16 protein-coding genes and 3 pseudogenes are annotated in these 24,035 nt (G+C 69.3%); 8 read left to right on the forward strand and 11 right to left on the reverse strand.

Features of this window, described 5'->3' with window-relative positions; all coding sequences use genetic code 11:
• Positions 1 to 126: 126 nt before the first annotated feature.
• The 7 genes and pseudogenes from G3I53_RS34150 to G3I53_RS25995 all read right to left on the reverse strand — a co-directional run.
• Positions 127 to 357, reverse strand: a pseudogene (locus tag G3I53_RS34150) (IS5/IS1182 family transposase); the annotation flags it as partial.
• A 281-nt stretch (positions 358 to 638) separates the two neighbouring features.
• A complete protein-coding gene (locus G3I53_RS25970; protein WP_343240692.1) occupies positions 639 to 1,724 on the reverse strand; it encodes a Wadjet anti-phage system protein JetD domain-containing protein in 1,086 nt (361 codons plus the stop codon).
• On the reverse strand, positions 1,721 to 6,217 hold the full coding sequence (locus G3I53_RS34480; protein ID WP_164336710.1) for a hypothetical protein: 4,497 nt from the start codon (positions 6,215 to 6,217) through the stop codon (positions 1,721 to 1,723). The genes G3I53_RS25970 and G3I53_RS34480 overlap by 4 nt, the downstream gene beginning before the upstream one ends.
• 7 nt (positions 6,218 to 6,224) lie before the next feature.
• On the reverse strand, positions 6,225 to 7,031 hold the full coding sequence (locus G3I53_RS25980) for a hypothetical protein (RefSeq protein ID WP_164336712.1): 807 nt from the start codon (positions 7,029 to 7,031) through the stop codon (positions 6,225 to 6,227).
• Positions 7,028 to 8,518 (reverse strand): hypothetical protein, encoded by a 1,491-nt coding sequence (locus tag G3I53_RS25985; RefSeq protein ID WP_164336714.1) that lies wholly within the window; start codon positions 8,516 to 8,518, stop codon positions 7,028 to 7,030. Before G3I53_RS25985 ends, G3I53_RS25980 begins: the two co-directional genes overlap by 4 nt.
• Before the next feature lie 122 nt (positions 8,519 to 8,640).
• Entirely contained in the window at positions 8,641 to 11,835 is a 3,195-nt protein-coding gene (locus tag G3I53_RS25990) for an SMC family ATPase (RefSeq protein WP_164336717.1), read from the reverse strand.
• Entirely contained in the window at positions 11,832 to 13,154 is a 1,323-nt protein-coding gene (locus G3I53_RS25995) for an exonuclease SbcCD subunit D (RefSeq protein ID WP_164336719.1), read from the reverse strand. The genes G3I53_RS25990 and G3I53_RS25995 overlap by 4 nt, the downstream gene beginning before the upstream one ends.
• A 98-nt stretch (positions 13,155 to 13,252) precedes the next feature.
• Here G3I53_RS25995 and G3I53_RS26000 point away from each other — a divergent pair, with 98 nt between their 5' ends.
• The 5 genes and pseudogenes from G3I53_RS26000 to G3I53_RS26020 form a co-directional block, all read left to right on the forward strand.
• Positions 13,253 to 14,095, forward strand: a complete 843-nt coding sequence (locus tag G3I53_RS26000) for a hypothetical protein (protein WP_164336721.1) — start codon at positions 13,253 to 13,255, stop codon at positions 14,093 to 14,095.
• A 35-nt stretch (positions 14,096 to 14,130) separates the two neighbouring features.
• Positions 14,131 to 15,288, forward strand: coding sequence for a hypothetical protein (locus tag G3I53_RS26005; RefSeq protein ID WP_164336723.1), 1,158 nt, complete (start codon positions 14,131 to 14,133; stop codon positions 15,286 to 15,288).
• A complete protein-coding gene (locus G3I53_RS26010; RefSeq protein WP_164336725.1) occupies positions 15,285 to 16,793 on the forward strand; it encodes a hypothetical protein in 1,509 nt (502 codons plus the stop codon). The genes G3I53_RS26005 and G3I53_RS26010 overlap by 4 nt, the downstream gene beginning before the upstream one ends.
• Entirely contained in the window at positions 16,783 to 18,111 is a 1,329-nt protein-coding gene (locus G3I53_RS26015) for an AAA domain-containing protein (RefSeq protein ID WP_164336727.1), read from the forward strand. Before G3I53_RS26010 ends, G3I53_RS26015 begins: the two co-directional genes overlap by 11 nt.
• Positions 18,112 to 18,793: 682 nt before the next feature.
• A pseudogene (locus G3I53_RS26020) lies at positions 18,794 to 19,063 on the forward strand (transposase); the annotation flags it as partial.
• On the opposite strand, the gene G3I53_RS26025 reads toward G3I53_RS26020, so the two are convergent.
• The 3 genes from G3I53_RS26025 to G3I53_RS26035 all read right to left on the reverse strand — a co-directional run bounded on the left by G3I53_RS26025 (position 19,062) and on the right by G3I53_RS26035 (position 22,099).
• Positions 19,062 to 19,892, reverse strand: a complete 831-nt coding sequence (locus G3I53_RS26025; RefSeq protein WP_343240693.1) for a hypothetical protein — start codon at positions 19,890 to 19,892, stop codon at positions 19,062 to 19,064. The pseudogene G3I53_RS26020 and the gene G3I53_RS26025 sit on opposite strands and share 2 nt — an antisense overlap.
• Positions 19,893 to 20,341: 449 nt before the next feature.
• On the reverse strand, positions 20,342 to 21,046 hold the full coding sequence (locus tag G3I53_RS26030) for a hypothetical protein (protein ID WP_164336729.1): 705 nt from the start codon (positions 21,044 to 21,046) through the stop codon (positions 20,342 to 20,344).
• Between the two features lie 168 nt (positions 21,047 to 21,214).
• Positions 21,215 to 22,099 carry a helix-turn-helix transcriptional regulator gene (locus G3I53_RS26035; protein WP_164336731.1) on the reverse strand — a complete coding sequence of 295 codons (885 nt, stop codon included), beginning with the start codon at positions 22,097 to 22,099 and terminating at the stop codon, positions 21,215 to 21,217.
• A gap of 357 nt (positions 22,100 to 22,456) precedes the next feature.
• Between G3I53_RS26035 and G3I53_RS26040 the strand changes: the two genes are divergently transcribed.
• Both G3I53_RS26040 and G3I53_RS26045 read left to right on the forward strand, forming a co-directional pair.
• Positions 22,457 to 22,642, forward strand: a complete 186-nt coding sequence (locus G3I53_RS26040; RefSeq protein WP_164336733.1) for a hypothetical protein — start codon at positions 22,457 to 22,459, stop codon at positions 22,640 to 22,642.
• Positions 22,639 to 22,833 (forward strand): hypothetical protein, encoded by a 195-nt coding sequence (locus G3I53_RS26045; RefSeq protein ID WP_164336735.1) that lies wholly within the window; start codon positions 22,639 to 22,641, stop codon positions 22,831 to 22,833. Before G3I53_RS26040 ends, G3I53_RS26045 begins: the two co-directional genes overlap by 4 nt.
• 268 nt (positions 22,834 to 23,101) lie before the next feature.
• Here the strand turns inward: G3I53_RS26045 and G3I53_RS26050 are convergent, their stop codons facing one another.
• Positions 23,102 to 23,551 (reverse strand): tyrosine-type recombinase/integrase, encoded by a 450-nt coding sequence (locus tag G3I53_RS26050; RefSeq protein ID WP_164336786.1) that lies wholly within the window; start codon positions 23,549 to 23,551, stop codon positions 23,102 to 23,104.
• On the opposite strand from G3I53_RS26050, the pseudogene G3I53_RS26055 reads away from it, so the two are divergent.
• A pseudogene (locus G3I53_RS26055) lies at positions 23,510 to 23,961 on the forward strand (integrase core domain-containing protein); the annotation flags it as partial. The gene G3I53_RS26050 and the pseudogene G3I53_RS26055 sit on opposite strands and share 42 nt — an antisense overlap.
• Positions 23,962 to 24,035 lie beyond the last annotated feature (74 nt).

The raw sequence follows: 24,035 nt of genomic DNA on the forward strand, positions 1-24,035 counted from the left end.
GGCGGGCACGGACGGGCGTGCCCGGTGACTCTCGAACCACGACCCCGAGTGCATTGGGTGTTTCGAAGGGACCCTAGCGGTCTGACGTCTACGAACCAGAGGAAATGCCTCGGCTCTTCCTTCGTTATTGAAGGAGCGTTCGACGACGTTGCGTCGGCGGTAGATGTGCCGGTGGCCGGCCTCCGTTGCGGCCACGGTTGTGGCGGTGTCGCTGGGTCATTCTTCTTGGGATGGTGCACGTGATGCCGCGTCGTCGCAGGTGGGCGCGAGAACTGTGGGCTTTGTCGGCAACCACCTGGTCGGGTCTGGAGCGGGGCGGCCGAGGCCGGTGCGCGGGACCCGGATCCGTTCCAGGAGGGGGCGTGCGCAGATGCTGTCGATGCTGGCCCGCGGGTGCGTTTGCAGGGTGCGGGTGGCTGCTGTGACGGCGGCCTTTTGATGCGGGCGCAGCTCGAGCTCGGCGGAGGACATGGGTGCAGTCGCATCCCCTTTAGGTGGCAGTGCTGTCGGTGAGATGCGGTGGGGCGAGTTGTGTGGCGTGGGGAGTGTAAGCAGGTCGGCGGTGCGTCTTGCGGATGGCCGGTTTGATGCCCGGTCACCGGGGGGCTTGGCTGTGTGCGCGGGTGGCCGCTGTTCTATTACAGGTCGTCGCGCCATGAGCGGTCCTGCTGGAGGAGTGTTGTTCCTGTGGCTTCTTGGGCGAGCCGGTTCCCGGTGGTGAGGATGTTGGCCGCTGGGTGGCGGAGGGGTTCGGGCAGCCAGGAGACGCGCCGTTGGGCGGCAAGGGGGTCGACTCGTTTCGGGGCCGGTCCTTGGATATTTTGCTTGAGAAGGAGCTGGTAGAGGCCGAGGGCGGGTCGGATGGGCGGGAGTCCTGATGCTGTGCCTGATGCGTTGGCTCGCTGGGGGATGGTGAGGCCGTCATCGTCGAGATCACCGTAGTAGGCGATGTCCGTCACGCCTTTGAGGTTCGCGATGCGGGTGACGGAAGCCTCGAAGGCGTGGCCGCCGCCGAAGGCCACGTAGCCGACGCGGGCGGGGTCTTGGGCGAGCAGGGTGCTGACGGTTGCGAAGGTGTCGCTGTTCTCGATCACCAGGACGGTGCCGCCGTCCCCGAGGTGTTCATAGGCCAGGGGTGGTGGGATCCGCTCGGTGAACAGGGTGGCCAGGGTGAGGCGTCCGGGTGCGAACAGCGTGCTGGTGGTGAGTGCGTCAAGACGCTTTTCGTCGCCGAAGATTTCCAGGGAGCGTTCACGCATGGGGATCACGGCCCTCCGGTGGGTGTCCCCGTCGGTGTCGCGCAGCCAGCGGTTGATCGTCTTGAGGGTCTCGGTCTGGGCGGTGGTCAGTTTGAGGGTGCTTGCCCAGGAGAGCTCCCGGCGCCACATGAGGGGTGCCGTGCGTGTTGGTCTGGGTTCTGTGGCCTTGGGTGGAGCGGGGAGACGGAGCCAGCGTGGCAGTGGTGGCTGTGTGTTGTCCCATCCGTCATGTGTGCGCGGCAGTTCGATCAGGTGGTGGTCGGCGAGTTCGTCGAGCAGGGCAGACAGGACGGGGCGGCTTTGGGTGGTGCCGGCTGTCTCGGGGCAGGCCTGGGTGAAGGCGTCGAGGATCGTGGCCTGTTCGACGCGGTGTTCCGTCCTCGAGGTCAGGGTGGTTGCCAGGCAGGCTGCTGAGGGGGTCAGCGGTTGCTGTTCGGGCTTCGTGTCGTCTCGGTTGGTGGTCACTGGTCGGTGGCCATCTGGTCGTGGTGGTTTTCCTGCCATGCGTCGCTGTTTTCGAGCGGGGCATGGGAGGCGCGTGGTTTCACCAGCAGTCGTGCGGCGTGGACTTGGCCGGTGGCGCCGTCTTCGTCCGGCGTTGTTTCGTGTGCGATGTGGTCGGTGACGTGCAGATGGCGTGTCCCGGTGCGTTGGTCGGTGTCGTTGCGCAGCCGGATACACAGGGGGAACGTGGCCAGCACGCGGTCTTCCATGTTCCCGGTGGTGTAGATCAGTTGGACGCCGAGTGCGGAGGCCATGTTCATTTGCAGGCTCAGCAGGTAGTCGGCGTTCGCTTTGCCGATTGGGTTGTCCAGGACCAGCATTCCGCCCAGGCGGTTGGTGGCGCGGGCTCCGGTCCGTGTGCTGGCGCGGAGTGCGGCAAGGGTGCAGTACAGCATGATCGCGCCGGTGAGTTCCTGGCCGCCGGAGAACACTTTGCTCATGTCGCTGATGGATGCGTATTCGGCGCGGCCGGCGGCGTCGGGCTTGAGGATCTCCACCTTGAAGTCGCGTGGGACCGCGGCGCCGACGCACCGCAGTACCAGGTCGCGGCCGGGCAGGTGGGGCTGGGTGCGGGCGTTCTCGTCGAGGGTCTCGGCGATCCGTACGGCAAGGATCTGCGGTTCCGGCGTGCTGAAGCCGATCTTCAGGATTCTCTGTTTGGCCCATGCCCCGGCGCCTTCAGGCAGGCGGGAGAGCCGCTCGGCCTTTTCGAGCAGGGCCAGGGCCTGGTTGGTGTGGTGTTTGAGCTGGTCGATCAGCAGGTTGCGGTGGCGTTCGGAGTCTTCCAGGTCGGTGGTCAAGCTTGCGGCCCGGCCTGTGAGTTGAATCGTCCACTGGCCGGCGCGCTCGATCAGCGACGTGGTGTCGATCTCCGTGAGTTGTTGGTAGATCGGCGCCTTGAGATTGGCGAATCGGTTCTGGTTGGCCGCTTCGCGGAACTGCGCGACGGCTTCGTTGACGGCCTGGTCTGCTTCGTGCAGTTGCTCGGTTGTGGTGCTGTGGGTCTGTATTGCCTCGTCGGCGGTCTGCTGTGCTTCGTCGGCGGTTCCGGTGAACGGGGCGGCGCTGGGTGGTAGTTCCAGCCTGCGGGTGGCGGTGGTGAGGCTGCGGTGGACGACGGTCATCTCGCGTGCCGCGGCTTCGCTGGTGCGGAGTTTGCGTTCGGTGGCCCGTTGCGTCTCCGCGGCTGTCTTGAGCAGGGCTTCTGCGTCCTGCAGCGCGGAGGCTGCCCGTTCGGTGAGCTGCGCTCCTTCGGCAGGGTTTGAGGGGGTCCAGTCGGCATCGAGACTGCTCCAGGGCTTCCCGCTGGGCTGACCGGCGCGTGTTGCGTCTGCTTCCAGTTGGCCGCTGTGCTTGCTCAGATTGCGGTACTGAACCTCCAGGCTGCGCACGGTGCGGCCAAGCCGCCGTTTCGTGGCCTCGATGGTTTCGGCGCTGCCGGCTTCTGCGGATGCTGCCAGTGCTTTGGCCCGGGTCACGATCTCGGCCGGTTCACTGCGTAGTTCGGCATCCCGGTCGGTTGTTTCCTTCTGTGCCTCCTCTACGCGCTGGCGTAGGTCCTCGCCGACTTCCACGGCACGGAAGCCCTCCGCCGCTTGGTGGTAGGCGATCTCCAGTGCGGCCACATCGTGTTGCCCGGGATTGAGGGTGAGGGGCTGGTCTCCGTAGACGACCTTGTCCAGCCGGGCGGCGTAGGCGGCGGCGTCACGGCGGAGCGACTCGGCTTGCACCGCGTATTCGGTGGCCTGGTCGCGCAGTCGGTCGGCTGCCTCGCTCAGTTCCTGGGCTGCGGTGTGATGTGCTGCGGCCTCGGTTTGAAGTGTCTCGATCTCCGCGCGGTTTGTGTCGGCGTCGGCGGCCTCTTGGGCGAGCAGTTGGAAGGAGTCGGCGGTGCGGGCGGTCTCCAGGGCGGCTTGTTCGGCGTCCTGGACGGTGGTGGTGTGCGCGGCCAGGATGTTGGCGGCTTGCAGGCAGGCGTCGCGGGCGGAGTCAAGGGCGGCCTTGGCGTCGGTGGCCGCGGCTGATTGGGTGTTCGCGAAGGAGCGTAGTTGCTCGATGTGTCCCGCCGGGTGGTCGCGCAACCAGTGGGTGAGCTGTACTTCCAACTGGAAGGCTGCTGCCTGGCGTTCGGCACATTCGTTCAGGGCTCGGCGGCGTTCTTCGATCCGTGCTGCGGCCTGTTCGCGCAGCTGGCCGGCGGCCTGGGAGTCGTGTAGGGCGGGGGTCGGCTCCACGACGAATCCGTTGCTCGGCTGGGGCGGTTCTGCTTCCAGTGGTTCGCGCGTGGAGACGAGCACGGCCGCGGCCGGCAGTTGCGGCATCTGTGTGAGCAGGGTCCGCGCCCGCTGCAGGGTTTCCTGGTCGGGCACCACGATGCCGTCGACCAGTGCAGGGTGGGCTTGGATGGATGCGGCGTGCAGGCGGGGGTTTACCAGCTGTTCCAGAGCCCTCCAGCCCGCGGTCGCAGTTATCCGGTGCTCGGCCAGCAGCTCGAGCAGGTCCTCGACGGCCTGGCGCGGCGGCATGAGGGCCTCGTCCTCAACGGTGAGGGCTTCGATCAACCGCTGGTCCGCCCGGTCGTCGGCTCGCAGCGCGTCCAGCTGCTGGCCGGCCGATGCTTGCGCCGCGGCGGCCAGGTTGCGCAGCCAGGACGCGTTGTCTTCCAGCCACTGCGCGGGGTCGCCGCCGGGTACGTCCTCGTCATTGTCGAGTTCGGCGAGTTCACGCAACAGCTTCTGGGCGGCAAGTTCTGCCGCGGCACGCTGGGTGTCCTCGACCGCCCGTATCGCGGTCTCCCTCGCCTGCCGGGCCTTGACCTCGGGCTCGATCAGCTGATTCGCGACCTCGTCGAGCCGGCGGGTTTCTTGCTCGAGCCTCCGGTACTCCTCGCGTTCACGCGTCGCCTGGATCTTGCTGTCGGTAGCCCGGGCACGCAGGCGGGCGTCGGCCTCGGCCACGGATTCGTCTTCGGCGATCAGACCAGCCTGCCGGGCCTGAGCAAGACGAGAGTCCACGCGCTCTACGTGCTGGCCGAGGAGTTCGGCTCGGACGGTGCGTGCGGTGGCCTGCTCCTCCCCCTCGGCCGCGCCGCGTTGCGCGTCGGCTGCCTCTGTCTTGCTGTGGGCGCTCTTGCGATCCAGGCGGTCGGCCTTCTCCGCGCACTGCTGCCTGCTGTGGTGCAGGGCCCCGGCGAACCGGGCACCGGCCTGGTCGCGGCGGAGCCGGGCAGCTCCCGCGGCCAGTTCGGCATCGTCCAGCAGCTCGCTGGCGACTCGATACTTCTCGTGTGCGGTGGCGGCTTTCAACACCGTGGGGACGACGGCCCAGGCGGCCAGTTCGCTGCGTTCCTTGGCCAGTTGTCCTTCTGCCTGGACGGCCTGGGAGTGGGCCGCGTCGCGACGCAACACCAGGGCCTGACGTCGCACCTCTTTGTGGAGCAGGTCGGCCTTGTCGCGGGTCTGCTGCTGTTGTGCGGCGTTCTCCTTCGCCATAGCGGAGTCTTCACGCAGTGCGCGCAGTGCCTCGTCCGCCTGCTCGACGGATGTGCCCACCTGCGCCGCGAGTTGTGCCAGCGCCTTCGCGGCTAGGTGGGCCTGTTCGGCTGCCGTCCTCTGCTCGATACGCCGGCGGGCCAGGTGTTCGGCGGCTGTGGCCGTGGCGGTGGAGAAGTCGCGGTCCAGCAGGAGTTGCTCGCGTCGACCGATGTTTTTGGCATAGGCGCCGAAGGCGTCACCCAGTTCGGTGAAGTCCTCAGCGTCCACCGCCTTGCTCAGCAGCCACTGCGTGAACTGTCGCCCGGTGGTCGTCTTGAACGCCTCGGCCGCGTCTCCCTCATCGACGTTCATCGCCTGCTGGACTGCGAACAGGTCCGGTTCCAAGCCGAGCCGCCGCAGGTGTTTCTCCCACTCCCCCTGCCGTTTCTCGATCTCCAGGCGGAGTGTTTTGTCACCGGAGTCCAGCCGTCTGAGCGCGTCCTGGTAGGCGTTCATCCGCAACCGGCGCCCGCTCTCGGCGAAGGGCAGCGTGGCCAGGGTCGTCTCGGCGTTGGGGCTGAGCGAATAGAACGTCCGCTCCACGGTGCCGTCCGTGGCCGGGGTCAGTACCTGTCCGGTCACCAGCGTTTCACCGGTGCGGGCATGAACCCATTCCAGGACCACGTGGGAAGGGGCTGCCGCGGACACCACGTACGCGCGCAGTGCCTCACGGCCTTTACGGGACTGCCGCTCGGGTAGCACCGTGGACAACAGCATCCGGATCAGCACGGACTTCCCACCGCCGTTCTCCAGCACGAGCAGTGTCGCCGGTGCGGGGCGCCGGAACAGCTGGCCGGCCGCTGGGATGAGAGTGCTGACGGGGATCGGTGAGCCGCCCTCGGACAGGTCCAGCAGGACGTCGCCGTAACGGGCCCCGGTCGGGCCGATGTTGTACAGGCGGATGCGGTTCAGCTCGTACATGGCCGGATCAGTCTCCTGGCTCGGCTGCGGTCAGGGGCGTTGCGGGGGCGGCGTCGGGCTGTGGGCTGCTGAAGGCGGGTCGGCCGTCTGGTCCCACGGTGATCCCGAGCTCGGCCAGCTGGCCGAGCATCTGCTGTCCGGCCAGCTCCCGTACCTGGATCTGGTAGCGGGCTGTGGTGGTGTAGGTTCCGCCGTTCTCCTTGCCCGCGCGCCGCAGCATTCCGTTGTCGGCGAGGTATTCGGCGACCCGCTTGATGAGGGCGTGCCTGCTTTTGGAGTGGGCGCGGTCATCCCCGGTGGAGGAGACAGGATTGCGTCGCTGGTAGTAGCGCCACAGTTGGATCAGGTCCGGATGGTCGGCGGGAACTCCGTCGTCGGTGTCGGCTTCAGCGGCTTGGCGTTCCAGTTCCTTGGTGGCCTGCTCGACCATCACGTCGACGTGGCGGACGGTGATGCGGCCGACGTGGGCTGGGTCGTCCAGGTCTTCGGGGCGGTAGTAGGCGAGCGCGGCGATGGCCAAGTGGGCCAGTGCCGCGATCGGACGGTCGGCGGGTTTGCTGATGTGGTCGGTGACGCTGACCGCGAACTGGGTTTCGGCGGTCGCCCCGAGCACCAGTCCGGCCCGTGAGTCGACGGCGATCACTGTCAGGTCGAAGCCGCTTGCGGCGGCGTGCAGGAGTTGGGCAAACTCCTGGTCGGTGCGGCAGCGACCTACCAGCGCGGCGTACTCGGCGTTGCGGCGGGGTGTCAGTCCGGGTTGGAAGCCGAAGGCGAGCAGCCGGTTGACGGCGGCCGTGTCGTTGACGTTGTTCACGCCGCGCCCTCCTCGAGGCCGTTGTCGGTCGGCAGGGCAGAGGCTGCCGGGCTGTGGACGACCAGGAGGTCGTGACCGGCGAACCGGTCGTCATCCAGTTCGCGGTCGTCGGCCAGGGCTGCCAGCGCTGTGCCGCGCTCGGGGTCGTGGCGCGGGGCACCGAACAGGCCCAGTACGTGCAGGGCCAGCAGATGGTCGAGGTTGTCTCGTCCGGCCGATATGCCGTGCCGGCGTGCTGCGTTCAAAAGCTCGGACAGGCGGATGCCGTCGGTGTCGGTGCGTTTCAGCAGTGAGGCGACGGCCGTGTACTGCTCGTCGGAGAAGGTGGCGGTGTCTTCTGCGTCGCCGAATTCGGGTTCGATGATCAGACTGTCGTCGCCGTCGGGTTCGGCCGGCGGCGTCATCAGTCCGGTGATCAGGTCCGGGAGGTAGATGATCGCCGGGCGGTGCGGCGGGGTCGCCGCCGTCGCGAACGTGCCGAGCAGCGGAAGCGCCTGCCGTACCGGCAGTTGCAGGGCCGGTTCGAGCAGCTGGCGTTCGAGGTCGACGTGGGTCCGGCTGGGGGGCGGCACGAAACTCTGGCGCTCTTGTTCGGCGCGGAACCGTTCGCCTACTTCCTGGAGGTTCGCCTGCAGGGATGCGTGTCTGCGCAGGCACTCCTCGAGGATTGCGATCAGCTCGGCGGCCTGGGCCGGGGTGGTGTCTTCGGTGCTGTTTTCCATCATCCGGACCAGGTTGTCCTTGATGGTGTTTTCGGCGTTGATGCGGTCCTCGATGTGTTCCAGCGCTTCGGTCTGCATGCGCTGCACGTCACGGACCCAGTCCACCGAGCGGATGTCCCGGCGCATGCCTTCCAGCCGGGTGCGGATGTGCTCGGTGTATTGCACGGTGCGGCGCAGCGCCATCTCCGCGGCGCGGTGGGCGTCAGTCAGCCGTCCTCGTCGCACCAAGGCTTCGAGCTTGGCGTCGGCGGCGACCTGTTCGGAGGCGATGTCGAGGTCCACCGCGCCGACGAGCACCGCGATCGCTTCGTTGGAGGCGCGCAGGCGTGGCCGTCCGTCGGGTCCTGGAACTTCGCGCAGCAGCTTGAAGGAGAAGGTCTGCGCGGTGTAGGTGCTGTGGGAGACGATGCCGTAGAGGTGGCTGAAGTCGCGGTCGACGGTGCCGACGTTCAGCAGGCTGTCGAGGACCCAGCGGGCTACGGCGGTATGTTCGTCGCGGTCGCGCTGCGGCATCTGAAGCCCTGCGACGCGTGCCACGGCGGCCACGATGTCCTCGTGTCGTGCACCGTCGTCGAAGTCCATCTTCAGTGTGACGGTGTCGATGGCGGTGAGCGCCAGTTCCTCCATTTGGTAGCCGGTCCACTCGCGTGAGGCGAGCAGGGGCTTGCGGCGTTCCAGGTCTAGGACGGGGTCGGCGACCGCGAGTGCCTTCACACGAGTTGCCAGTCCCAGCGTGTCGCGGCCGTGAAGTCCCGCTTCAGACATCCAGTTTCCTCCCCGCCCTATGAACTGCCGTCACGTGATCAAGACGAGGGTGGCCCCTCGGAGTGCTAGCGGACCAGGGGGCCTTGCGCCGTTCCCGGATCCGCCCCGGCCCGTCGGCACCACTACTGCGCCAGTGTCTGCAGGCCGCTGGCCAGGTCGGCTTGCACGAGGTCGTCGCGTTCGTCCGGGGTCAGCCAGCGTGTTCTGGACCCGGTGGCGCCCCGCTCCACCCACAGCACCTCATCGACGGCCTCGGCAACGGCGTGCAGATGGCTGATCACCATGACGAGGCGGTCGCCGCCGGCTCGCGCGCGCAGTACCTCCAGGGCCGCATCCAGTGCAGCCGCATCGAGTGCTGCGAAACCTTCGTCGAGGAACAGGGAGCCCAGGCTCGAGCCGCTACGGGAATGCAGTTCGGCCAGTGCCAGCGCCAGAGCGAGTGAGGCCTGGAACTTCTCCCCGCCGGACAGCCGGTTCGGGGGGTGGATGACCCCGGAGGTGCGGCTGACGATGTCGAAGCTGTCGGCGAAGCCGAATCGGCCGTCGGTCATCTGGCCGAGCAGTTCGCTGGCGACGTCGCGCAGCGCGCGGGTGCGCAGCATCGTGAGGTGGCCCAGGAACTTGGCGTCGACCAGTTCACGGCGCAGCACGTCCAGCGCCTCGGACCGGGCGCGGCCGGCGGTGATGGCGAAGTCCAGGTCGGCGGCCGGCTTGATCATGTCCTGTGCGCTCTGTTGCTTCTGACGCTGTTCCTTGGCCTCCAGGTCCGCCTGTGCTGTGGCCATGACGAGGGGGTGCAGGGCGTCTGCTGCCGTCAAATCGGCGGCGGGGTCGAACCCGTCAACGTCGGCGAGCTTGGCCGTCTGGCCCCGCAGACTCTCCGTCGCGGCCGCTGCTCGCTGGGCGGACGCGTCGGCGCGCTCGGCAAGCCGGCCGCCCAACGCCGCTGTGGCTGTGGCCAGTTCGGCGGCGAACCGGCGGGTGGCGCAGATCCCGGGCGCGGCGGGGGCCTGGGGTACGGGGCACACGTCGGCTGCGTCGAGGTGCGTGACCGCGTCGGTGACGGCTTGTGCCCAGGCATCCAGGTTGCCGCGCAGCTCATTCAGCGGGCGGTCCACACGGGTGCGGTCCTCCTCGTCGAGGGCGTGCTGCCGGCTGAGCACGGCAGACTTCTTCTGCCGTGCTGTTTCCCGCTGGTCGGACAGGCTTTGGAGTGCGGCCTGCCGGGCGGTCACGGCGGCGAGTGCGGTCGACGCTGCGTCGTCGGTCACCTCGATCGCATCGCTGGGCAGCGTGGCCCGGATCCGCGGGGGCAGCGCGGTCAGGGCGCGGCTGATCTTGCCGATGGCGCGGGTGTGTGCCGTGAGGGCGGTCTGCTGGTCGTCGACGGCGCGTTGGTAGGAGTTCTTGCGTTCTGTGAGCGTCGCACGGTCCGTGTCGATCAGGGCGGTGCGGCGGTGCACGTCGGTCTGCAGGTGCTCGGCATGATCTTCGGCTGCCTGTTCGCATGCGGTGATCGCTTCAGTGATCGGTGCGGCGTCCCGCTCGAGGAGCTCCTCGCGGTGGTCGGCTCCGTCGTCGGGGGTGGTCTGGGCGGCGGTGATGGCGATCAGCGTCGCCGATGCCGTCTCGCTGTCGAAGTCGTGACCTGCGGTGGCCGTGGTCGTGAGATCGCTGAAGGCGCGCTCCGCCTTGGCCGTGGCTTCGCGCGCGGCCTGCTGTGCCGTGCGATGGTCCGTGTCTCGGTCGCGGATGGCTGTTTCGGCCGCTGTCACGGCGGCGCGGGCCTGGGCGAGCTGGTCGGCGGCGGCCCTCTGTGTCCTGGTCGCCTGGGTGAGTTGGGTTCTTGCCTCGGCCAGCTCGGCGGAATCGGTCCCGGATGCCGGTTCGAAGCCGTCCGGGAGTTGTTGGCGGCAGACGGGGCAGTCGTCGCCGTCGTGCAGTTCAGCGGCGATCGCGGCGGCCTGGTCGCGTTGTTGCAGCGTGTCCACGCGCCTCTGGGCGGCAGCGAGGTCCTTTTCTGCTGCGACGTGTGCCTCTTGCTTTTCAGCGCAGGTGTCTTGAGCGGCTTGGTGCCGACTCGCCGCGGTGGTCTGGCCGCGGACGGCGCCGGCGAGGCGGCTGGCTGCTGCGAGGGCCGCGGTCAGTTGGGTGCGGGCATGGGCGGCCTTCTGGCGCACGCGCTTGGCCGTTTGGGCGGCGGCACGCGCCTGCTGCGCCAACGGGTCTATCCGGGCGGTGCGTTCGGCGAGTTCAGCTTCGGCGCGGGTGATGGCCTCGCCTTCGCCTGCGAGTTGTTCGCTCTGCCGGGCGAGCCGGTCGCGTTCGCCTCGGAGCTCTGCGGCGTCCGCTGCGAGGGTTTCGAGAACCACTGCGGCTTTACTGAGGGCGTCTTGGCCTTCGCCTTCCGCGTCCGCTGCGGCGATCGCGTCCGTCAGGCTGCTTTCCTGTTCTGCGGCACTTGTGGCCTCAAAGTTCAGGGCCTCGCGTCGTGCGGCGATGTCGGCGGCGACCGGTTCGAGGGCCTCGAGGGTGGGGCCCGCGTCGGCCACGGTGCGCGTGGAGAGCGTGTGCGCGGCGGCGGTGGCCCCCTCAGCGGCAGCCTGGGCCGTGGCTACTTCCTTCTGCAGTTGGGTGATGCGGCCGATGGCCTCCTTCAGGCGTTCGGCGCGGGCTTCAGCCTGCTCGGCGGCCGCGCCGGCTTCCTCGGCGGTCTGCTCGGGGGCGTCCGGCATGGACGCACGCTTGGCCTCGGCGCCCGCCAGAAGGCCCTTGAGCGTCTCACGCTGGCGGGCCGCCACCCGCTGGATGGACTCCAGCGACTCGGCACCGAACAGTTCCCGCAGCAGCTTGCCGCGTTCTTTGGGGGCCGCGATGAGGAGCTGGTCGAACTTGCCCTGCGGAAGCAGCCCCACGCGCAGGAACGTCTCGTAGCTCATCTGCAGCACCGCTTTGAGGCGGGCGTCGACGGCGCCAGCGTTGTCTGTCTCCTCGCCGGTGTCGAGGTTCTTCAGATGGTGCCGGCCGGCGTTCGCGTTGGTGGCATGCATGGTGCGGTGGACGTGCCAGCGCTGTCCCTCGTGCAGGAAGGTGAGGTCGACGCTCATGGCCTTTGCGCCGTCGGCGATGAGCTGCCCCGGGCTGTTGGCGTTCCAGGAACTTTTGCGGAACAGGGCATAGGTGATGCCGTCGAGGAGGCTGCTTTTGCCGGCTCCGGTGTCGCCGAGGACGCCGACCAGGCCGCGGCCAGTGAAGTCGACGGTGACCTGGCTGGGGTAGCTGCGGAATCCGTTGAGGGTGAGCGTCAGGGGCTTCATCGCGTCGTCTCCGCTGCAGTGGTGTCGGTCCCGGACAGCAGGCCTGAGCGGTCGAGGCCGTCGAGGGGGCGGCCGTCGAGGGCCGCGGTCAGCAGGGTCTCCTCGCAGCACGGTGCCGGGTCGTCCAGGTCGGGTTCGGCTTGCAGATGTGCGAGGGCGGTCATGGCGCGGTCCAGGGCCAGGCCGGTGGTTCCGCGGCCGGGCAGGTAGTCGCGCAGCAGCTCTTCGATGCCGGGCAGGTCGGTGGAGGTCTGCCGCTGCTCCGGCACGGTCTCGATGGCCGTGGCGCGGCGTTCGTCGACGGCGACGAGTGTTGCCCGCGGCAGCATCTTGGCCAGGGTGTCCGGCAGGAACGGGTCGGGGACCTCGACGTTCACCACCGCCTTCACCCAGGCGTCGTTGACCCGGCCGGCGCGTTGCGCGATTTCTTCCAGGGTGCCCTCCAGGCGGACCAGGCGGCGGCCGGAGGTCAGGGGAACGAGTTCGATGCGGGGCGTGCCGGTCGGGCCGACCTCGGCCAGGACCACGCTTTTGGTGTCGCCGCTCTCGCCGAAGTCCATCTGCAGGGGGCTGCCGGCGTAGTGGGCCGGGTATCCGGCGCGCTGGACGCGCTGCGGTTTGTGGATGTGGCCGAGGGCGCCGTAGGCGACGTCGGGCAGGTCGGCGGCAGCTGTCGCGTAGTCGTCGGCGATGGAGATCTTCCGCTCCGAGTAGGAGGGAAGGGCCCCTTCGACGAACAGGTGGGCGGCGAAGACCAGGACATCCCGGGCGCCGCGCCCTGCGGCGAGGCGGCGGTAGACGTCGGCCTGGACGGTGCGCAGCCGCTCGGCGTAGGTCGCGGTCGTCAGGGCGGGGTCGGCGAAGTCGTAGGCGAACCGGTTGGGGTGCAGGTACGGCAGTGCGCCGATGCGCAGTGTCAATTCCCCGTCCTGGGCGGGGTAGTCGGCCACCAGCAGCCCGTCGGGGCGGGCGTCGGTGGCGAAGCGGACCCGGGCCTGTCCGGCTTCGCCGACGTCCATGCCGTTCAGGATGAACTCCAGGAAGGCCAGGACGTTGCGGGTGTCGTGGTTGCCGGCGACGACGACCACGGGGGCGATCGCGCCGAGGCGGTGCAGCGCCTGCGCCGCGCGGCGCAGGTCGTCCAGGCCGGGCCGGGAGGTGTCGAACAGGTCGCCGCTGTGCACGATCAGGTCGGGGGCGAAGCCGGCGGCGATGTCGATGATTTCGTCCAGGACGGCGTCTACTTCTGTGTCGCGTCGGTGGCGGCCGAGCTGGCGGCCCAGGTGCCAGTCGGAGGTGTGGAAGATGCGTCCCGTCACGGGTGTCTCCAGGAGGGCCGGGGGTTCGATGGCGCCGACTGTACACGGAATCACAGGAAGAAGTCTGGAAAATCTGGAACTCTGGTAACGTCGGGGTCATGAGTGATCCTCTGGACGCCTTGGAGAAGAGCATCAGCACCCTGCGCCGCGCAATCCGCGACGCTTCCGCCGCAGGCGACAGCGAGCGCGCCGGCGAGCTGCGGGCGCAGCTCCGCCGCGCCGAGCGCGCCTGGGACGCCCTGATCGACACCGGCGAACCAGCCCCCGCGCCGCTGCCCCGCACCGTGCCGACCACACCACCGGCTGCCTTCGGCTCGCAGCTTCCGGCACGCGAACACGTCCACCGCGCGCTGATGCTGCTCGGCACACCGGCCGCCCCCAAGCTGATCGTGGGGGTGCACGAGGCGTTCTTCCCCGGCGAGTTGTCCGCGTCCAAGCTGTCCAGCCTGCGCCGGGACGAGGCGCGGTCCTATCAGTCCAGCCCCGGAGCCCGGCCCTACTATCTCTGCTCGGCACTGGCCCACGACCTGCTGACTCCGGTACGGGCGCTGCTCACCATCAGCACCTGGCCGCTGGAACAGCGCATCATCGGCCCGCTGTCCCCACGCGTCGACTTCCTCACCGGAGCCATCCGCATCGCCGAGGCTGTTCACGCCGCCGAGTCGTCAGCCGGAGGCGAACCCAGCGCTGCGGCCCTGCGGCTGCTGTGGCGCTTCGCCGCGAACATCCCCGACGCGATGCCCTCGAGTGCCCCGGGACGAGAGAGCGCACTGGATACGCAGCAAGTGATCGACGCCGCCCGGACCGAGCTGGCCGTGCACCTCGACGCCGACCGCGCAGTCCGCTCCGAAGCCTCACGGCGGGCCCGCACGCTGCACGAAGCCCAGCAACTGTTCGGCGCACCCCCGCAGAACGTCACGCCTCTGCGGGCCCGGGCCTGACCCCCGTCCCCTCCCCCGCAAGGATCTCCACCACCGTGAAACCACCCGTCGACGGCCGCCTGGACGCACTGCGCGGATCTTCACCACGGCTGTCCTACAACGCCCGGTCGCTGGCCGCCCTGGAGAACAACCCGCGCTGCACGCTGCGGGCCCTGCTGGACGCCTCCGGATCCGACAAGGCCACGATCGCCGCGCACATCGGCTACCCGTCCCCCTTCGGCCAGTCCGCCTTCGCCTTCGCCCGCGGCAACGCCTTCGAGGCGATGGTGAAGGACAATGGATGCGCCGAACTCCTGCGCGTCCTGCGCGAGACCCTCAAGCTGACGCTGCCCGAGGTGGCCTACCTGGACCTGAACGAGGTCGGCGGCGCCGGCGACAACGACGCCCGCCACAATCGCACCACCGAAGTCCTGCTGCAGGCGGCCCGGGGAACCGGCGAGGGCACCCTGTTCGATCACCCGCTGCTGCACCTACAGGTCGGCGGCGAGGGTGCGTTCCTGGAACCGGACCTGGTCGCCTTCCGCATCGACGGCCGCTTCTACATCGTTGAGATCAAGAGCTTCCCGATCATCGACGGGCAGGCCGACCCGGCACAGGTGCGGGCGGCCACGACCCAGGCATGCGCCTACATCATCGCGTTGCGCGCCCTCCTCGCGCAGCACGGGATCAGCACGGAGGCCGTGTCCGACACCATCGTGCTGGTCGCACCGAAGGACTTCACCAACCGGCCGACCGCGGCGTTCGTGGACGCCCGCAAGCAGGTTGCCGCCCTGACCCGCCAGCTGTCCCGCATCGAGCGCATCAGCGACCTCGTGGACCTGCTGCCCGACGGGCTGACCTTCGACCTCGACCTCGACCTCACCCTCCCCAAGAAGAAGCAACGGCCCCGCCGCCCGGCCGAAGAACTGGCCGCGGCCGTGGAGCAGGTGCCCGCGACGTACCGCCCGGACTGCCTCAACCATTGCGAGATGGCCTTCCACTGCCGCGCCCACGCCCGGTCGGAGGCCTCGCTGGACGTGCTCGGCCCCGCGGTGCGCGAGCAACTCGGCGGCATCGACACCGCCACCATGGCCCTGGGACTGGCCCGCGGCCATCTGACACCGACAGAAGATCAGAGCGACATAGCAGCCGCGCTGCGGCACGCCGCCCGGCTGCGCGACGAGTTGACCAGGGCCTACGGGGGTGCTGCATGAGCATGCTGTCGGCGCTGGCGCACGCGGAGGCGATGGAAACCATGACGGCCATCCCCCAGACCGCGTTCCGCCACCACCGCCTGTCGGACCGCCCACTGGTCGTCATTCCACTGACGATGGCCGGCGAAGCCGGGGCCCCGCTGGCAGCCATGGTCGGCACCACCAAGAGGGACATGACCCTGCTGGTCGTGCCGCAGCCCCGCAACCGTGACCAGCGGTTCGCCTTCGCCGCCGACTTGGGCCGGCGCGTGATGGACTACATCGACTCCCACCGCCAGGACCGCCGCGGCGAAGGCGAACGCTCCCGGTACACCGACGTGCCGCAGATCCTCGTCCCCAATCCGGGCGGCATCAAGGCGCTGGCCGACCTCGGCCGCATGTGCCGCTTCCGCTCGACCTCCGGCCCCTACGCCGTGCCGGACGTCGTTCCCGAGTTCGGCATGTGGCTGACCTTCCTGGTCGAGACCGCCGAGATGGCCGGCACCTCCATGCTGCGCCCCCTGACCACGCTGCTCACCGAACACTGGGCCACCGGCCAAAGCGCGCTGGAGGACCAGAACCTGGCCTCGCTCATGGCCTGGATCGCTCCCCCGCCCGGGGTGAGCGTCCAGCAGGCCCTGGAGGAGGCGGAGAACCCGGACGTCTGCCCGCCGGCCGGCCCGGCGACGTCCCCGGAGTTCGACAACCGCGATCTGGCACCAGCCATCAAACGGTTCGACGCTGCTCACATACTCGGCGACCCGCAGGCGTTGGCCGCCGCCCAGAGGGAGCTGTCCGATCTGATCGCTGACCAGATCAAGCCCACCTGGCGCTTGATGTGGACGGCCATCTCGCTGCTGCGGTCCGTCCCCGAGGCACCACAGACCACCCGGCGCCTCGACCGCGACTGCCGGCTCTTCACCGGCTACTCCGACTACCGGGACGCCGGCGGCCTCCCCCAACGCGCGCGGGACAACGCGATCGGCGCGGCACGGCGCCTGAGTCAACTCGAGCGGGCCCTGGCCGACTTCGAGGCCGCCATGGCCTTCGACGACCCATTCGTGCTGGCCGACTGGCGCAGCGGCGGAGAGGCATTCGCCGGAACGGTTGTGGAGGCCGAGGCCGACCGGATCGTCACCACGGCCAAGAACAGGCGGGTGCCGCGCCCGCGCGCCACCGTCCGCACCCAGGACCCTCTGCGCCTGGCCCCCGGCACCAAGCTGGTCAGCCCGTCCATGCCGGCCGGCCACAAGGCCGTCATCGTCTCCGTTCTCCCCGACGGCGAGGCGACACTCGTCACGGTGGAGGTCACCGCCGGAATGGGCCGAGCCCGCACTCCGAAGGCGGGCACCGTTCCAGTCCTGGACCAGGACATCGCCTACCTTCCCGACCCGGGGTGGCGCCCGACACCGAACTTCCCGGACTCCGATCGCACCCCGTGGACGCACAGCGTCACCGCCGATGGTCCGGACGACGCAGGCGTGCCCGAGGACGCCGCCGCAGAGGAGTGGGGACATGAAAACTGACAGCACCGCCGCCGCGAGCGCCGCCACAACGGCGATCCTGTCCGATCTGGCCGACGCCCGCCACCAGGCCGTCGTCGTCGACTCTCCGCCCGGCGCCGGCAAGAGCACCCTCGTGGTCCGCGCTGCCCAGGAACTCGCCGCGGGCGGCGAACGGCCAATCATCATCGCTCAGACAAACAATCAGGTCGACGACCTGATCAAGAAGCTCGCCGGCAGCCACCCTGGCATCGCCCTCGGCCGCCTGAGTGCCAGTGACTACAGCCCGCCGCCAGCACTGGACGGGCTGACGAACACCATCATCGGCCGCACCCTGACCGATCTGTCCGGCTGTCAGATCATCGTCGGCACCTCCGCCAAGTGGGCCACCGTGCGCGATGGCACATTCGGCTGGGCGATCCTGGACGAGGCCTACCAAATGCGCTCGGACATGCTGCTGCAGCTCGTCGAACGCTTCGAGAGGGGCCTGTTCGTCGGCGACCCCGGCCAGCTGGACCCGTTCACGATCGTCGACACCGAGCGCTGGATCGGGCTGCCGCACGACCCAACGCAAAACGGCGTCAGCGTGATGCTAGAGCACAACCCACACATCCCCGTGCACCGGCTGCCGGTGTCCTGGCGCCTGCCCTCCTCCGCCGCCCCCACCATCTCCCAGGCCTTCTACCCGTTCACCGACTTCGCCGCCGGAACCAACAACGGCACCCGCGCACTGGAGTTCCGCACACCCGGACTCCGCAAAACCTGCCTGGACGAGACCCTTGCGATGGCCTTCACCACCGGCTGGGCCCTGCACGAGCTGCCCCGCCGTCACGTTCCGCGCACCGACACCGAAACCATCCAGTCAGCCGCGCACCTCGCCGAACGGCTCTTGACCCGCGGAGCAGTCGCCACCTGCGAAAACAACCCCGCCGGCCGCGACCTGGGCGCCGCCGACATCGCCATCGGCGTCGCCCACCGAGACCAGGCCGACCTGGTCCGCGCTGCCCTCACCAGGACCGGGCACCCGGACGCACCAAGGGTGGCGGTCGACACCGCGAACCGGCTGCAGGGCCGCGAGTTCGAAGTCGTCATCGTCGTACACCCGCTGTCCGGCCGACGCGACGCCACCGCCTTCCACCTCGAAGCCGGACGGCTGTGCGTCCTCGCCTCCCGCCACCGGCAGGCATGCATCGTCGTCGCTCGCGAGGGCATCGCCGACCTTCTGGACAGCCACCCCTCGACCGACCCCGTGCACCTGTCCGTGCGGGCCAAATTCCCCGATGGCTGGGAAGCCAACCACGTCATGCTGGCCAAGCTCGCCCAGCACCGCGTCGCCGCATAACCCTGCACAGCCGCTTGCGCCCGACCTCGCATAAGCCCGCGTTCCCTCGCCTATCCCAAACAGAGTTGGTAGCCCATCATCCCGAACGGGCGTGCTGCACAGGCAGTCTGGAGTCGGGGATGGCGGGGGTTACTGTCAGTCGATCGGCTCCTGTGGTCTGCCGGACCTGTCGCACATCCGCCGGCCCCACATCGACAAGCCCTACCCGTGCCATCACACCCGCTGGTGCTGAACAGGCCCGGACAGCAACAGGCGGGTTCTGCGGGAGAACTGGCCGCACCCCCGCAGGACGTCCGTTTTCGGCCGAGAAGACAGAGCACGCTGAGGCGACCGGAACAGACGGCGGCGCCGAAAACCTTCGCGGCTCGGTCGCGTGTGGCCCAAGAGCGAAGCCCACGGTCATCGACCTCCTCAAGAAGACGCATGGGGTGCGCACGCTGGGAAGCAGCCTCGTACTCCGCGAAGTACCGCTGTGTCCTGACGGGTTGGGGCTACAACCTTCACCGAAGGCGCGGAAGGCGTAGCAACCCTGCCGATGATGCGGACAGCGGTTGGCCCGCAGGCGAGCCACGGATCACTTGTGCGTCGCTGGAGGGCGGCCAGGGCGGTCCGCTACAGCACCTGTCTACGACAAGGGAGTTCGGTAAGAGGTCATCCCATTTGGCTGGGTAGGCTGTCGGGCGTGGCAGGGATCGTTGAGCGGCTGGTGCCGGACGAGTTGTGGGAGCTGTTCCAGCGCGTGGTGCCGGAGGCACCGACGCGACCCCAGGGCGGCGGCCGGCGTCGGCACGGCGACCGCGAGGTGCTGGCCGCGATCGTGTTCGTGGCCACCTCCGGCTGCACGTGGCAGCAGCTGCCCGCCTCCTCATTCGGGCCGTCCGGCGCCACGGCGCACCGCCGGTTCACCGAGTGGACCAAAGCCCGGGTGTGGGCCAGGCTGCACCGCCAGGTCACTCCGGCTGATGCTCGCTCCCGCCGAAGTCTGGGCTGGTGTAGTCCGGACTCGTATGTCTCGGGTGAGGGCCGGATGCGTGCTCGTCCGAACTGGTGAAACCCGGACGCGCGTATCCCAGTTGGGGGACGCAAGGGGCGGACGAGGGCTGCCCCCTGGCCGCGGCGCCGCTGGGATCGGCCAGCGCCTCCCGCAGGAAGGGCACAAGGCCACGCTCAAGCAACGCCTGCTTCCACGCTTCCCGAGCCCGGGCCACCTCCGTATCCGGCTCACTCCCGGAGCTGTCGCTGGGCGGTGCCCCGGTGCGCAGAGCACTGCGGATCAGTACTACCGCTGCGATCAGGACGCAGGCACCGGTCACGGCACCGAAGACCCACCCGGCGGTCAGGAACGCCCGGGTGAAGCCCGGATCGGGGTCGAGCGTCCTGAGGAGGTAGCCCACGAGCAGAAAGAGGATGGCAAGTCCTCCGGACAGGACGGGTGCCAGGACTGCGACAACAGCGCCCATCCCCGCCCCCGGCGGCCCTGCGGGAGCGGCACCCAGGGTGATGGCCGTCCCGGCGAGCTCGCTCCTGGAAGATTCCGGCTCGGCAGCGTCACGCCGGCCCTGGGACGGCTTCAAGCCGTGCAGTTCCTGGCGGATCTTCACGTAGTGCTGGTACTCGGCCGCTGCTGCCGCTGTGATGCGCCCGGTGGCATTGAGCGCCATCGTGCGCAGCTGCTCACTGCTGAGGCGCTCGCCGACCGCGGCCAGTTCCGGTCGGCGCAGCGCCTCGTCGAGGATCTTTTCGTACGCCTGTCGGTCCTCGCTCAGCAGATGCTGCGGCACGGCGTCTCGGCTGCTCCCACGACGGGGCGGCAGGCCGCGCGTGAGGGTGTGCCGGTCAACCGGCTCGGCAGTGAGGCTGGACGGACCGGTTTCGGACGGTGCGGCCTCGTGTTGCGGATGGTGTGTGGCCATAGTGCGCTCAGCCGTCCTGTCCCCCTCCGCGGGCAGCCGTACGTGCGCTTCGGCCTGGGCCTTCGACTGTGCTTTCGCCGGAGCCTGTGCATCCGCCTCGAGCTCGGTGTCCGTGCGGGGCTGCGTCTGTACCGCCGGTGGCGGCGCCGCGTGAGCGGTGGGGGCCGGCGGGCGGACGCGGATGCCGAGCAGCGAGGCGAGGAGGCGGCGTGGCAGCCCAAGACGGCGTTGCTGTTCGGCCGTGGGCGGCCTGCGTCGTGTACGGTCCGCGCCGAGGACGCTCGCGGCGAGGCGTCGGTGCACAGGCTGTTTCCGTGTCATCCTGTGCTCTCCTCTCCGGCGACCGGCTGCTGCCGCAGAAACGGCAACTCGCGGTTGTCTGGGTCCCGGCCGTGCCCGGCTGCCGCATCCGGCGGGTGCCCGTTCGCCTGCGTCGGCAGCACCGGTTCAGTCCGATGGCCGGCCCCTGTGGCCCCGGCCTGGGGCCCGCTGCCGGGGTTCGTGTTCCCGCCCATGCTCAGCGCGGAGAGTCCGGGAGCCTGTGCCGCAGGGGAAAGTGGAGCGGCCGGTTGCTCTGGCGCCGCCGCACCCTGTGCCTCTTCGGCGGGCGGCAGGGTCAGCGGTGCGGCTTGCGTGGCGGGTTCCTGCGATGCGCCTGGAGCGCCTGCCGGCTCGGGCGCTCCTGCAGCCAGGGCGGCGTGGACGGACTGCACCCGACCGAGCTGGGTGAGCAGCACCGGCGCGGAGAGTCCGACGACGACCGCCGCGTAGGCGCCGCTGATCTGCCCCGTGGTACCGAACAGCACGGCCGCGCCCGCGCCCATCACGGTGTGCAGCACCGCCGCGACGGGATCGGCGACCGGGTCGAAGTAGTCCCGGAACTGCGGCAGCTCACCTGCCTGAGGCAGGGGCGAGAGGCGGCAAGCACGCCGGTCCGTCTGCCAGTCGAGGAAACGGATGTGGAGGTCCAAGAGCCCGCGCATGGCGCCTCCCGCTCCTCCCAGCAGGATGAGCGTCGGCACATTCACGGTTTCCCCCGGTGACGCCCGAGCGCCGGCTTTCGGCGCCCGTCACGTCGAGGTTAGAGCCGGAGGGAAGCCGCCCGAAAGGGCAGGACACGTGCAATGTCTGTTCCAGAGAGTGGGAAGAGAGTGTTTCCGAAAACGGTGCCGTCCGCCCACCGCTGGACCTCAGGCGACAGTGCCGCCGGCGTTCTGCTCCATATCGCCCAGGTAGGTGCCCAAGGGGGTGAGGGCGGCCCAGAGCTGGTCGAAGTAGGCGGCGAAGTAGGTCATGAAGGTGGGGTCCTCGATACTGAGGCCGTTGAGTTTTTGGCGCGGTCCTCCGGAGAACGCCAGGAAGACGACGCTGTCGTCGATCAGCGCCATGTTCAGGCCGTCGGCCGCCGCCGTCCAACGCAGCACGCTGGCCTCGTAGGTGAGGATGTGCCGGGTGTCGTCGTAGTGCTGGCGCGCCCAGGCGAACATGTCCGCGTCGGGCCGGCCGTCGCGTTCGGGGACGCCGATGATGCGGCGCACGCTGCGTTCGTCGTCGCTGTCCTCGCCGGCCCAGTCCAGGATGGCCTTGAAGTAGGCGGCGGAGGCCGGCGTCGTGTACTGGGTGGGCGGGTAGCGGCGCGTGTAGGTGACCCGGATCTCCGAGCGTGCCTGCCGAGCCCGTTCACCGGCGGCTTCGTAGAACTCCCTGTTGTTGCGGTACCAGTGGGCGGCGAGGATGGCGTCGCCGGCCTGCGGATCGCTGATGAGCGGCAGTGGGGTGCGCGGGGCGGGTGACCCTTTGGCGGTTTCCTCGATCTGCCTGCTCGCTCCCACCCACTGCACACGCAGCTTCTCCGGGTCCGTGTCCACGGCGCGGGCGAAGGCGGCGGTGTGTTCCCAGGAGGGGAAGCGGCGGCCGTTGAGCATCGCCGAGACGCTGCTGCGGCCGCAGCAGGCCATCTTCCGGGCGATCGCCTCCTCGGTCGGTTTCCCGGCGGCCCGCCTCAGTTCGCGCAGCACCGCCGCGAAGGCGAGCTGCGCGGGATGCGGTTGCGCGGAAGTGCCCCGAGCAGGCATGTCTTCCCCTCCCCGGGTGGAACGACACAGAACGATGCGGTTGGTTCGTCATTGTCTGTCATTGCTACAGCGTGTCGCCAGTGTTCGGCGGTGTTCTCCTTCGTCCGGGGAGTTCTACGCGCGTCTGTCAGCCGTTGGCCAGGCAGTTCACCGGCCGCAGACTCGAGGGACCGGTTGCCGCCGGCGTCCGGTGTCCGCGACAGGAAGGAGCCGTGCCGTGTGACCTAGCCCAACTGCCACATTGCAGGCCCGGAACGTGAGGGCTGAGGAAGAAAAAGCAAAGGCCACCCCCCGGAGCTTCTGGGCGGAAGCGAGGGGCGGCCTTACCTGCTCAACACCACACAAGGAAGGAACCCCGTGCGAGTCGACTTCAGGATAGACCTTCCCTGTCTCAGCGCGGCCTTCGTGGCCGCGCTGGTACTGGGCATCGTGCTGATCATGTCCCCCACGGCCCAGGCGGCCGTCCTCGAGGAGGGATGGCTGCTGCCGGCGGCCGCCTGCCTGCTGGCCGTCCGGCAGCCCGGTAAGAGGAAACGGCGATGACCCCGCACAGCCCCAGCACCCGATGCCCCGGGTGCGGCAACGACGTCCTGCACCGTACCTACACCGAACTCGTCCCCACCTGCGGAGTGGACTGGAAGCTCGCCGAGTGGTCCGAGTGCGGCCACTGCCACCGGTGGCTCGCCTTCCACCTGCGCGGGCACCAGCAGCAGGACCGGGCCGGGCGTAGGTGAGCGGGGGCAGGGCTGCTCGTGCGAGCACCTGTCACTCTGACCCGCCTGCTCGCCGGCCGACAGCAAGGCGAAGCGCATGGGCCAGGGCCTCGGCCGGTCCATGGCCCGGAACACCATCCGGCTGCCCGTGCCACCGGCTGTACCGGCCGGTGGTGCGGGCATCTTTGTGGTCAGCCCACGCCTGCACGCGTTCGATCCGGGCATGGGACCTGTCCAAGGCATGCGTGATGACGCTGGTCTTCAGGGCACGCAGATGGATCGTCTCGGCTTACGACAGCCCAGCCCGGCGCGCGAGGGAACGCAACAGCCCCCACACGGCGGGTTCGTCGAGGCGGCTGCCGGAGGCGGTTGTGAACAGCATCCCGGCCGTGCGCCCTTCGGCATCCAGGGCGGCGAGCAGGGCGCGCACGGCCCGCACCGGGCAGGTGGCGGGGTGGGAGCCACAGGAAACGGCCACCTCGTCGTGCCGCTTGAGCTTGCGCCGGTAGACGCTCACCAGCAGCCCGTCCTCGGTCTCCACGGCGTCGTCCCGGTCGAGCGCGGCGAGCTCGGAGACGCGGGCGGCGCAGGCGTAGCCAAGCAACAGCAGCGCGGCGTCCCGCTTTTCGGCGAGGGTGTCGCGGTCGAGGGTGGCGAGCATCCCACGCAGCGTGTCCGGGGTGGCAGGCGCTGCCTCCACGCGAACCGCCGAATCCGGATCCTGGGCGCGACCGCGCATCCGACCGCGTCCCGGGTGGTCCAGGCGGCGAGGAATCTCGTCATGGACCTCGAGGACGCCGGCTGTCGGGCGCGCTGTTCGACGCCGTCCTCAAGGACGCGGGGATCGAGGTGGTGCTCAGCGGCGTCCGGATACCGAGAATGAACTCGATCATGGAGCGGTGGGTGCAGACCTGCAGGCGAGAACTGCTGGACCGCATGGTGATCTGGGACCAGTGCCCTCTCCGGTAGGTCCTGCGCGAGTTCGAGACGTCCTGCAACGAGCACAGGCCGCACCAGGGCCTTGCGAACGCCCGCCCCCTCCACCCGCTGCCCGCTCCGATCGAGGACCCGGACCGGATCGCCCGTCTGGACACACGACGGCGAGCGCGGCTCGGCGGCCCCCTCCACGAGTACCAGCATGCGCCCTGACCAGCACGGATGAGATATTTGCAAGCGCAACGCCAAGCTGACCCCCGACGGACTCCAGCGGCTCGCCGGCCTCG

Source organism: Streptomyces sp. SID14436, assembly GCF_010548465.1.
In the GTDB taxonomy this organism is placed as follows: domain Bacteria; phylum Actinomycetota; class Actinomycetes; order Streptomycetales; family Streptomycetaceae; genus Streptomyces.

Coding starts and splice junctions, on each gene's coding strand:
- G3I53_RS34480 (WP_164336710.1), bottom strand. CDS start 6,217: ATGTACGAGCTGAACCGCATCCGCCTGTACAACATCGGCCCGACCGGG.
- G3I53_RS25985 (WP_164336714.1), bottom strand. CDS start 8,518: ATGTCTGAAGCGGGACTTCACGGCCGCGACACGCTGGGACTGGCAACT.
- G3I53_RS25990 (WP_164336717.1), bottom strand. CDS start 11,835: ATGAAGCCCCTGACGCTCACCCTCAACGGATTCCGCAGCTACCCCAGC.
- G3I53_RS26000 (WP_164336721.1), top strand. CDS start 13,253: ATGAGTGATCCTCTGGACGCCTTGGAGAAGAGCATCAGCACCCTGCGC.
- G3I53_RS26010 (WP_164336725.1), top strand. CDS start 15,285: ATGAGCATGCTGTCGGCGCTGGCGCACGCGGAGGCGATGGAAACCATG.
- G3I53_RS26015 (WP_164336727.1), top strand. CDS start 16,783: ATGAAAACTGACAGCACCGCCGCCGCGAGCGCCGCCACAACGGCGATC.
- G3I53_RS26035 (WP_164336731.1), bottom strand. CDS start 22,099: ATGCCTGCTCGGGGCACTTCCGCGCAACCGCATCCCGCGCAGCTCGCC.
- G3I53_RS26045 (WP_164336735.1), top strand. CDS start 22,639: ATGACCCCGCACAGCCCCAGCACCCGATGCCCCGGGTGCGGCAACGAC.
- G3I53_RS26050 (WP_164336786.1), bottom strand. CDS start 23,551: ATGCGCGGTCGCGCCCAGGATCCGGATTCGGCGGTTCGCGTGGAGGCA.